We start from the raw sequence: 8,659 nt of genomic DNA on the forward strand, positions 1-8,659 counted from the left end.
CACTTATCCACAGCTGACCACCCTTTGGTCGGCTACCAGCCCTGGCTCAATACTGGATCGGCACAGTGGCTCAGATTTGGATCGGCGCGGACACTGTACGACGGCCCCATGTGGCAGACATTGCGCAAGCACCTGGGCGACTGGTACTTCAAGATCGTTCATGGTTTCACGCCAGCACACGTAGTGGTCTTGTCCGGCAAGTACGGGATCATTGACGCAGGCACCTACTGCGGCACCTATGAAGCCAGGCTCACCAAGGAGAAGGCCAATACGCTTATCAAGGCCGGGATCCTGTCACACCAAGATCGCTTTGGCACGATGAACACCAAGTACGGAACTGCAGGCACTCCGCTGGCGGCAATGGCGCGCACCATGTTCCCAGCTGACGATCACGCCGGAGCAGGGTGGCGGGGAGTGGTGATGTGTGGGGGCAGCGAGTATCGTCGCGCATTTATGGCGCTGGTAAAGCAGCTTATCGAATACGGTGCGGTGGAACTGGACGCGCCTATCCTGGCGACCTCAGGCGGCATAGGCGAGCAGCGAGCCCAGCTCGGCGGGTGGATTCAGGCACTCCGGAGAAACTCGGGGCCCTGTCGCACACAATTCAAGCTCGGCGGTAGCAAAGAGGCGCTGGATTGTTAAGGCGAAGCGCGCTTGACGAATGGTGCACCTGTGCACCACAATACACAGGACTTCGGAGACATCCACCCTACGGGAGTCACATGCAATTGAACTCAGACATTGATATCGAAGCGCGCCAGGCTGAGGCCATGAAGATCATGGCCGACGCAAAGAAACTCCTAGAGCAGACAGGCCTTGAGGTGTCGCTGATCACACGTTGCCCCAATGGCGCAAAGTGGCCTGTGCTCATGCTTGAAGTTGGCGAGACCTATCGAGACATCGAAGCGGCCCGCAAGGGAAACTGAGAACCGAAAGAGCGGGGCGACCAAAATGACGACAGACGACTACTACGCCACGTTGCAAGCGGAGGACCGCCCCGTTTTCATGCAGCATCTGGGAGGCTTTGCGATACCGTCTCGGCTGGATCTCGGAAGCTATCAGGACAGCTACGCGCACGCAGTTCAAGCACTTGCCAGAAGCCGCAAGATTGACCTAGAGGACGCTGTGGAGATCGCCAAGGTTCGTCGCCGCAATGCAACTGAATGAATCCACACGAGTAACCGCCGAAACGAGAGTTGAATCATGGTGACTGCACAGGAAGTATTCGACCAAGCCTTCAGTAAAAGCCGCAGCCCGCGAAGCGATGCGTACAAGCAGGGAGTTCTAGCCTGCCTGCAGGTGCGGCTCGACGGACAGGCACATGTCAAATGTCCCTACACACCGGGAAGCCCAGAATGCGATGCGTACTTCGCAGGAGTCGATGAAGGCCGTGCCCTTACGCCTGTAGGCAGAGCACCTGATGGCTTTGATGGCCCCGTTGCGATGGCGCTCTGATAGCGGGAAATTAAAGTGCCATTACATCCTACGATTGAAGCCTTCCAGGCTGGTGCAGAGATGCTTGACTTGCAGGGCCATCAGGCGAGCCTGGATGACGCAATTGCACAGTTAGCGGCATGGATGGATCTGGCATCCACGCGCCTCTCTGAGGACGATCTGGTCGTGCTGATGGGGATCGGCGCCGCCCTGTATCGCGAAGGCCTGCGCAACCGCAGCTAAGCGGTATCATGGTGCACATGACCACCAAAACAAACCATCCGAACAACTCGCGCTTGCGCGAGTTGATTGAATCGGCTGGCTTGACTCAAGCAGCCGCTCTGACGATCTTCAATCGAGGCCAAGCCAAACCAATCACGGAATCTGGGTTCAAGGCCTGGCTAGCGGCCCCCGATTCGGTCAGATGGCGAGAGCTGTCTGATGCCTATGCCGCCCATGCAGAGAAGGTTTTCAACAAGGTGCCCAAGCGCCCTTGATTCCGGTGCACATGTGCACCACAATCTGAGCCAGAATATCAATCATCCTGAAATCAATCAATCCAAGCTCACAAACGAGGGAAGCTCATGAATATCCGCGCACTCATCCCCCTACTGCTGGCTTTGTCGGCGAGCGTTGCAAGCGCTGACAGCACAACCACCAGCGAAAAAGAATACGCATTGCCCAAGTGCAGCAAGCCGGTGGCATCGGTGATGGTGGGGCAATTGACCTGCAAGTCTGCAGCATGTCAACCCACGCAACAGGACCCACGTGCTGGCGGCTTGATGGCACTGGCAGCACTGGCATCAGGCAATTCCAGCGTGAGCTTCCCTGGCGTAGGCGAGGGCATGTCAGCCATGCTGACCACCGTGCTCAAGGAAACGGGTTGCTTCGAGATCCAAGAGCGCGAGTCGCTCGACGAGCTGAACAAAGAGCTGGCCTTGGTGGGCAAGAAGGTTGAAGCTCAGCAGGCCGACTTCATGATCACGGGTGCCATCACCTCGATCAACATGAGCACCGAGAAAAAGCAATTCGCAGGTGGCTGGATTCCCATCCTAGGCTCCATCTCGACCACGACGAAGCTTGCAGACCTGGGCCTTGACATCAAGGTGATTGATGTCAACAAGGCCAAGCTGCTGGAAGCAAAGACCTTCACTGGCAACAACGAGACTTCGAGCACGAGCTTCGGTTTCGCCGCCATCGGCCCTGGAATGGGGGCAATCGGCGGCATGTCCAACATCAAAAATACGCCGATGGAGAGCGTGATCCGTGATGTGCTTGTGCGCGTTGCTTCCTTCTCATCGCAAAAGCTTATTGCTGCGAAGGGGGTCACCGATGTTGAGCTGATCAATCCCGTGATTGCGCAAAAGCAATGAGGCAGGCGATGAGCAACGAGAACCCAGAATTGCTTGCAGAGACAACTGAGGCAATCACCGCACTGCAGCGCACTGTAGCGCTCCTCAAGCTGTCCGGCCTGGATCCCATGGCCATCGCAGCAGGCTTGGCCATGGTGTCAGCGCATGAGTGCAACGCAGCCTATGGCCAAACAGGTGCTGCGGCGATCACAGCCAAAGCCTTATCCACAATTAACTGACGTGTGAGTGAGGTCATGCCAAGAATCTCCGACGTGCGGATAATTCGATTGGACCTGGAAGGCCTCGTGCTGGGATTGGTAGCCGTGGTGGGGCTCTACCTGTGCCTCTGTGGTCTCGCTTTTCAGTACGAATGGAGTTGGGTGCCAGTCATGCAAATGTGGCCAGCAGCTCAGGGGCCACTCGGGGCCTTGCTGTGTGGCGCCGCGTATGTGCACCACGTTGCCATTCGAAATGGCAAGGCGTTTCCATTTCAGCAATAGGACGCAAAGAAGGCGCTATTTGGGGCGTATGGCTCTCCGGGAAGCGATCAAGATGGCCGTGTGGGCTTTGGTAGCGCACCGTCCGTTTGGGCGCTGAACTCAGGAAGTTGGAAGTCAAGAAGTAGGAAAGCAGGGCAGATCGGTGATCTGCCCGCCCGTCATTTCTTCCAACCTTCCGGGTGCGACATGCCACAAACAAACGATCCGAATGAGACGACCCCTTCCCTGTGGTCACGCCTGTTTCGCCGCGATGGCCGCAGTGAAAAGGCTCTCGATGGGAGCACGGCTACCGTAGCAGGGGACCCTGTTCAACAAGCCCTGCAGGGGCTGGTTTCCTCCCTGATTCAAGACCGCAAGTCTGAACGTCGCTCGCGCCTGATCAAGGCCTCGATCTACTTCATGATCTTCGGCGTGCCCACTTTGCTCTACATCGGCATCATCGGCTACATGAATGGCGCACGATGGGTGCCCACTCAAGAGGCCGTAGGTGTTGTGCGGGTGGAAGGCGACATAGCGCCTGGCCAGAATGCATCTGCCGATCAAGTGATTCCTGCCCTCAAAGCCGCGTTCGAATCTGAAAAGATCAAGGCGGTTGTCCTGGCGATCGACAGCAACGGCGGCGCACCAGTGGAAGCTGAGCGCATCAACAACGCCATGGCCACGATGCGTGCCAAACACCCCAAGCCCGTTGTCGCCGTCATCGGCAACTCGGGGATGTCTGCAGGCTACATGATCGCCATGCACACAGACAGGATCTACGCTGGCAAGTACTCGCTGGTGGGCTCAATCGGGGCAGTCATGGCTTCGTGGGACTTCCACAAGGCCCTGGCGAAGGTGGACGTGGCTCAGCGGGTTTACGCATCAGGCCCGCTCAAGGCCATGATGAATCCCTATCTCCCGATGACCTCACAAGCCAATGACAAGGCACAAGATCTGGTCAACCGTATGGGCTCGCAGTTTCACGCGGAAATGTCGAGCCTGCGCAAAGGCCTCAAGCCAAACATTCAGTACGGCACAGGAGAGGTCTGGGGCGGCTCTGAAGCACTGGCGATCGGGATCGTGGACGAGTTGGGCACGATTGACGATCTGATCGAGCGCAGGTGGAAGCTGCCCGCCCATGATTTCGGCCCAGGCGGCGATGGCTACAAGGGCATCCATGCAGCGACTGCAGTCGGTGAGTTCCTGCGGACATTGATGCTCGGCCAAGGCCCATCTGCACAAGGGCAAGTGACCTTGCGATAGGCCAATGGACTGATGTGACGCCTTTTTGGGCAAGCCAGTTAAGGCGCTGTCAGCAAAGGGAATTCCGGTTTCAAGGCGGTCTTTATCCACAGTTTCTGTGGATATCTCATTGAGCCCCACGCATGGTGCACAAGTGCACTACAATGATTGCACCAGACACTACGTCGAGCAGTCAACGTTTTCTAAATCGGAGGCTTTCATGAAGCACTTGATGTTGCCCTTGATCGCGATCGCTTTGAGTGCATGCTCAAGCCCATCCCTGGAGCAAATAGCCAAGGATCAAGCGCATGCTGAATCGGTTCGGAGCAAGGCTCACGATGACCAAATGACGCGCAAACAGATTCAGAACGAAGCTGTACTTGACCAGGTGCCGAAGTGGGCGTTGCAAGCACCTGTGCCCGATTCGTCGGGCATCTATGCTGTTGGAGTCGGCAAGTCGTCAGACCTTCGGACCTCGATGCGCAAGGCCACGCTCGACGCTGAGTTCGGTCTGGCCAAGACGTACAACCAAGAGTTGTCGGGCAGTGAACGCAGCTTCAACCAAGAGCAGGGCGCCAGCGTGACCCAACAGTACACCGAGCTGGTGGACAAGCTGGTGACACAGGTGCCCGTAGTCGGCTTCGAAACGGTGAAGCAAGACGTCAAGTCGATCAGCGGCGAGTTCCACACCTTTGTTTTGCTGAAACTGCCATACGTGGAGTTCAATCGGGTCCTGCAGCAACAACGTGCACAGGCGCAGGGGGACAAGATCGCATTGGCGTTTTCGGAGCTGGAGAAGCGCGTTACAGCACGCCAGGCTCAACGCGCGAAAGATGCCGCCTCGGCAGCGGCCACCATCGACCAGGCGAACTAACGTGGTGATCGGCTCATTGCTTGTTGGAGGCCTACTAGCGTCTGGCCAGGTCAGCGCTCAAGAGGCTGCGCAGCTCACACACGCAAATGACGTCGCAACAATCACCATGTCTTTTGCTGAGCAAACCGTGGACTGGCTCGCAGCAAGCGAGGCAAGCAAGGTGTCTGTCGGTGCGCGGGTGATCGAGGCCGCAAGCTGTGCGACGGGTGGCATATCAATGCCCCAAAGCGCCCTGCAGGCGAGAGCATTCATTCAGGCCGTTGGCAGGGTCGCGCGGGCACGCGGGGTCGCCATAGAGGGGCTAGAGCAGATTCACAGCGGTGATCTGCTAACAGAGGTCGATGAGAGGGCGGTTACGCGGCTACCTGCCATGGCGATCACAGAAAAGATCAGCTTCAAGCAAGGGGACGTTTCGGTTACCTGTGTGTTGGTATCTGGGGAGCTGCATTGATGGCATCGACCCGCGTGGCCGCGTTGCTTCTGAGCGCCGTTTTGACGATCGCGAGCGTATGCGCGCGGGCTCAAAGTTCGGCCCCATGGGTTCGCTCATTCGACACCAAGGTGGTGATGGGCGATGGCGACTCACGAATCAAGGCGCGCGAGCTGGCTCTTGACCAGATCAAACGCCTAGCCGGTGCAAGCGCAGGATCCGTGGTGGAAAGCATTGCTGTCCTCAAGGATGAGCGCCTCACCGAGCAGCTGCGCATGATCAGCGTCACACTGGTCAGACTTGACCAGGTGAAGGAGAGCCTGGCAGTCGAAAACGGGGCAGTCTTGCTGAGCTTGAGTGCCAGGGCCACGATTGATTCGAGCGAGCTGGAGCGGCTCGCAACGGAACTCCGACAGGACAGCGCAAAGGCCAAAGCACTCGCGCAGCTACAGCGTGAAAACGCGAGCTTGAGGGAGGACCTCAAGCGGGTGAGTGCACAGCTACAGCAGCGGGGTACGCTGAATGCGGCTGACGAGCTGGGGCAGCGCCAAACAAGAATCCTCACCGCGATTGCCACGAACGAGGGCCGAATTCGTCAGGTGTTCGAGCGCGGCGCCTTGCTGGCCATGGCCGAAAAGGATGCAGTGGAACAACAAGCGGTACGCACAGAGTTGACCGAGCAGGTGCTGAACCCACTCATGAGCATGCCGGTACACGCCCAAGTCAAGTCGGTTGTGCGAAGCGGCAAGACCTACAACTTGGCACTGGAAGTTGGCTGGGAGCCCAACCTGGCCAAGGTCCGGCAGGTGCTTCGCAAGTACCTGAAGCCATCCAGCTACTGGGAAGATGCATCACCTCAGAAGATCAAACAACTGCACTTCTCATCTTGGGACAACCTGGATAACCGTTCGGCGACAGACATGACGCCGAGGGTGTTCGCCCACCTGGCCAGCTACAAGGTGTACGCCATCATTTCGGTGGCTGGGCATCAGATTGAATTGCCGGTGATGGGAACCTACGACCACAGCTCGTTCTCATCTTGCGAGAGCAGTTCAAACAACAGCACATCGAGCGCGATTTGCTTCTTCAAGCAAGGGTGGCAAGAGCCGGATATATTGGGCACAGGAGAGCGTTCGAGACGGTTGGTGAATCCATTGACGATAACGCTGAGCGAAGCCGAGGCGGCTGGCTCTGTGACCGTCCTGACGGCGATGAAGATGGTGGGGCCAACCGGCGTAGTTCGACAAACAGACTTTGTGGCGCCCCTGTAGGAGCCACATCAAAACAGGAAAGGACAATGTCATGCTGTCAAGCATCATTGAATTCGCAATGCTTCGCCGAGCTGTAGCCAAACAAGCTGCAGGTCAACAAGCCCCCCAATCGACACATGCGGCCCCGGCCGAAGTGAAGCCTGCTGAAGGTAAGCCAGGATTCGGAATGGACATTCACGAGCCTTCTCCCGTGTTCGGTGACGAGATGTGGGAGCACGCTGGCCACGTCACGACCGACGTTTTTTAATCAGTGCTACGAGAAGACACGGACATGGAATTGACAATCAAAACAGAGGCAGGGCCGGTAACCATGCGTGTTACCCAGCCTGAGGGCCTTACTCAGAATGATGAAAACCCAACCGAGTATGTGGTGAAGTTCATACCTCACCAGGCTGCGGCTGACCTGTACTCCAGCATGGATGTTTCAAACCCGGCCAAAGTCTCTCATCTGATCACCAATATGCCCAAGGGCTACGTCGTGGAAATCCCGTTCCTTGACACCACGCCTGGTGGTGAGCTGGTATGCACGAATGACGCTCACGTGCTTCGCGCCCTGTGTTCCCTGAACATCAGTCGCGTACCAGTTGTCCTACACCAGGCTTCTGCACACCTCATCTGACCGATTATGATTTGCACGTTTCAGGACGTGCTTCTGAGACCCGGCTTTCCTCCCTAAGCCGGAGGCGCAGCGTGATGACAGCGATGCGTCTTTGACTCGCTGGCTTGCATGCCAGCGAGTCCTTTCTAAGCGAGCATGACTCGATTCAGCAAGATTCAACAGCCCCACCAAAAATGACCATCACCTACGCTGACTTGTTGGCTCAAAAAGCTGCGCTCGAAAAACAAGCTGCTGCGATCGAGCGACAAATTCAAGACGCTCAGCGCAGCCAACGCGCAGACGTTCTGGCTCGCATCAAGGCACTGATGTCACAGCACGGTTTGACTGCGGAAGACTTGGGCGGGAAAGCCGCAAGCGGACCCAAGAAGGGCGAGAACGCAGGCAAAAAAGTTGCCGCGAAATACCGCAACCCCGCTACGGGCGAAACATGGACGGGGCGTGGCCTTCAGCCGAAGTGGCTCAAGAGCGCCATTGCAAGCGGTCGAAGTTTGGGCGAATTTGCCATCGCGCACAATTGAACCGACCCCAGCGAATAGCTGGGCCGAGCGTTGACTAGCTGTCCAGTGGGCAGCTTTCAGCCTTTGGGCAACGGCTGGCCAGCCTGCAAGCCTCGGCGAGCACAATGGGTTGCGGCTGGTCATCTCCAATGCCCGACACCCATTCGACACGCTGCACTATTGGTACTGTGCGGTTAATTTCGACGCATGCGAACTGAGCTGCTCTATTCGTTTGCATGAAGACACTCCTGTGGTTGGTCAAGGCACGCATCTTGTGCGTCACGACCAGAAAAATGCCACGGGTTGCCGATCTAAGCAGGGTGCCGGGATGGCACTCACGCAGGGAGGTGGGCAGGGTCCTTTATGAGGGGTCTCCTCGTTTTCAGTGCAATAAGTGACGGTACGAAAAGCTAGCACTGGCGCGGAGGTGGTGTTGGTAGATCGTTGATTTCATTGACTTT

Annotated in this window: 14 protein-coding genes; all 14 read left to right on the forward strand. The window is 57.2% G+C overall.

Annotated features, from left to right (window positions below; all coding sequences use genetic code 11):
* Positions 1-642, forward strand: a 642-nt coding sequence (locus EV672_RS18385; RefSeq protein ID WP_424923183.1) for a hypothetical protein, incomplete at its 5' end; no start/stop codon positions are given.
* A gap of 80 nt (positions 643-722) precedes the next feature.
* Positions 723-926 carry a hypothetical protein gene (locus EV672_RS18390; protein ID WP_133611390.1) on the forward strand — a complete coding sequence of 68 codons (204 nt, stop codon included), beginning with the start codon at positions 723-725 and terminating at the stop codon, positions 924-926.
* Between the two features lie 25 nt (positions 927-951).
* A complete protein-coding gene (locus EV672_RS18395; RefSeq protein ID WP_133611391.1) occupies positions 952-1,167 on the forward strand; it encodes a hypothetical protein in 216 nt (71 codons plus the stop codon).
* Between the two features lie 348 nt (positions 1,168-1,515).
* A complete protein-coding gene (locus EV672_RS18765) occupies positions 1,516-1,677 on the forward strand; it encodes a hypothetical protein (RefSeq protein WP_166643640.1) in 162 nt (53 codons plus the stop codon).
* A 17-nt stretch (positions 1,678-1,694) separates the two neighbouring features.
* Positions 1,695-1,931 (forward strand): hypothetical protein, encoded by a 237-nt coding sequence (locus EV672_RS18400; RefSeq protein WP_133611392.1) that lies wholly within the window; start codon positions 1,695-1,697, stop codon positions 1,929-1,931.
* Between the two features lie 87 nt (positions 1,932-2,018).
* Positions 2,019-2,807 carry a CsgG/HfaB family protein gene (locus EV672_RS18405; RefSeq protein WP_133611393.1) on the forward strand — a complete coding sequence of 263 codons (789 nt, stop codon included), beginning with the start codon at positions 2,019-2,021 and terminating at the stop codon, positions 2,805-2,807.
* Between the two features lie 8 nt (positions 2,808-2,815).
* Positions 2,816-3,025, forward strand: a complete 210-nt coding sequence (locus tag EV672_RS18410; protein WP_133611394.1) for a hypothetical protein — start codon at positions 2,816-2,818, stop codon at positions 3,023-3,025.
* 447 nt (positions 3,026-3,472) lie between these two features.
* The gene (locus EV672_RS18415; protein WP_133611395.1) at positions 3,473-4,528 is read left to right on the forward strand and encodes a S49 family peptidase; all 1,056 of its coding nucleotides are present in this window, start codon (positions 3,473-3,475) and stop codon (positions 4,526-4,528) included.
* Positions 4,529-4,727: 199 nt separating this feature from the next.
* Positions 4,728-5,381 (forward strand): hypothetical protein, encoded by a 654-nt coding sequence (locus EV672_RS18420; protein ID WP_133611396.1) that lies wholly within the window; start codon positions 4,728-4,730, stop codon positions 5,379-5,381.
* Positions 5,382-5,487: 106 nt separating this feature from the next.
* Complete coding sequence (locus EV672_RS18425) at positions 5,488-5,832, forward strand: hypothetical protein (RefSeq protein ID WP_133611397.1); 345 nt, start codon at positions 5,488-5,490, stop codon at positions 5,830-5,832.
* Positions 5,832-7,082 (forward strand): hypothetical protein, encoded by a 1,251-nt coding sequence (locus EV672_RS18430; protein ID WP_133611398.1) that lies wholly within the window; start codon positions 5,832-5,834, stop codon positions 7,080-7,082. The genes EV672_RS18425 and EV672_RS18430 overlap by 1 nt, the downstream gene beginning before the upstream one ends.
* Positions 7,083-7,113: 31 nt before the next feature.
* Positions 7,114-7,329: a hypothetical protein gene (locus EV672_RS18435; protein WP_133611399.1), complete on the forward strand. Its 216-nt coding sequence runs from the start codon at positions 7,114-7,116 to the stop codon at positions 7,327-7,329.
* Positions 7,330-7,353: 24 nt separating this feature from the next.
* The gene (locus tag EV672_RS18440; RefSeq protein ID WP_133611400.1) at positions 7,354-7,701 is read left to right on the forward strand and encodes a hypothetical protein; all 348 of its coding nucleotides are present in this window, start codon (positions 7,354-7,356) and stop codon (positions 7,699-7,701) included.
* Positions 7,702-7,874: 173 nt separating this feature from the next.
* Positions 7,875-8,219, forward strand: a complete 345-nt coding sequence (locus EV672_RS18445; protein WP_133611401.1) for an H-NS histone family protein — start codon at positions 7,875-7,877, stop codon at positions 8,217-8,219.
* Positions 8,220-8,659 lie beyond the last annotated feature (440 nt).

Origin of the sequence: Aquabacterium commune, assembly GCF_004362855.1 — a bacterium.
Classification (GTDB): domain Bacteria; phylum Pseudomonadota; class Gammaproteobacteria; order Burkholderiales; family Burkholderiaceae_C; genus Aquabacterium; species Aquabacterium commune.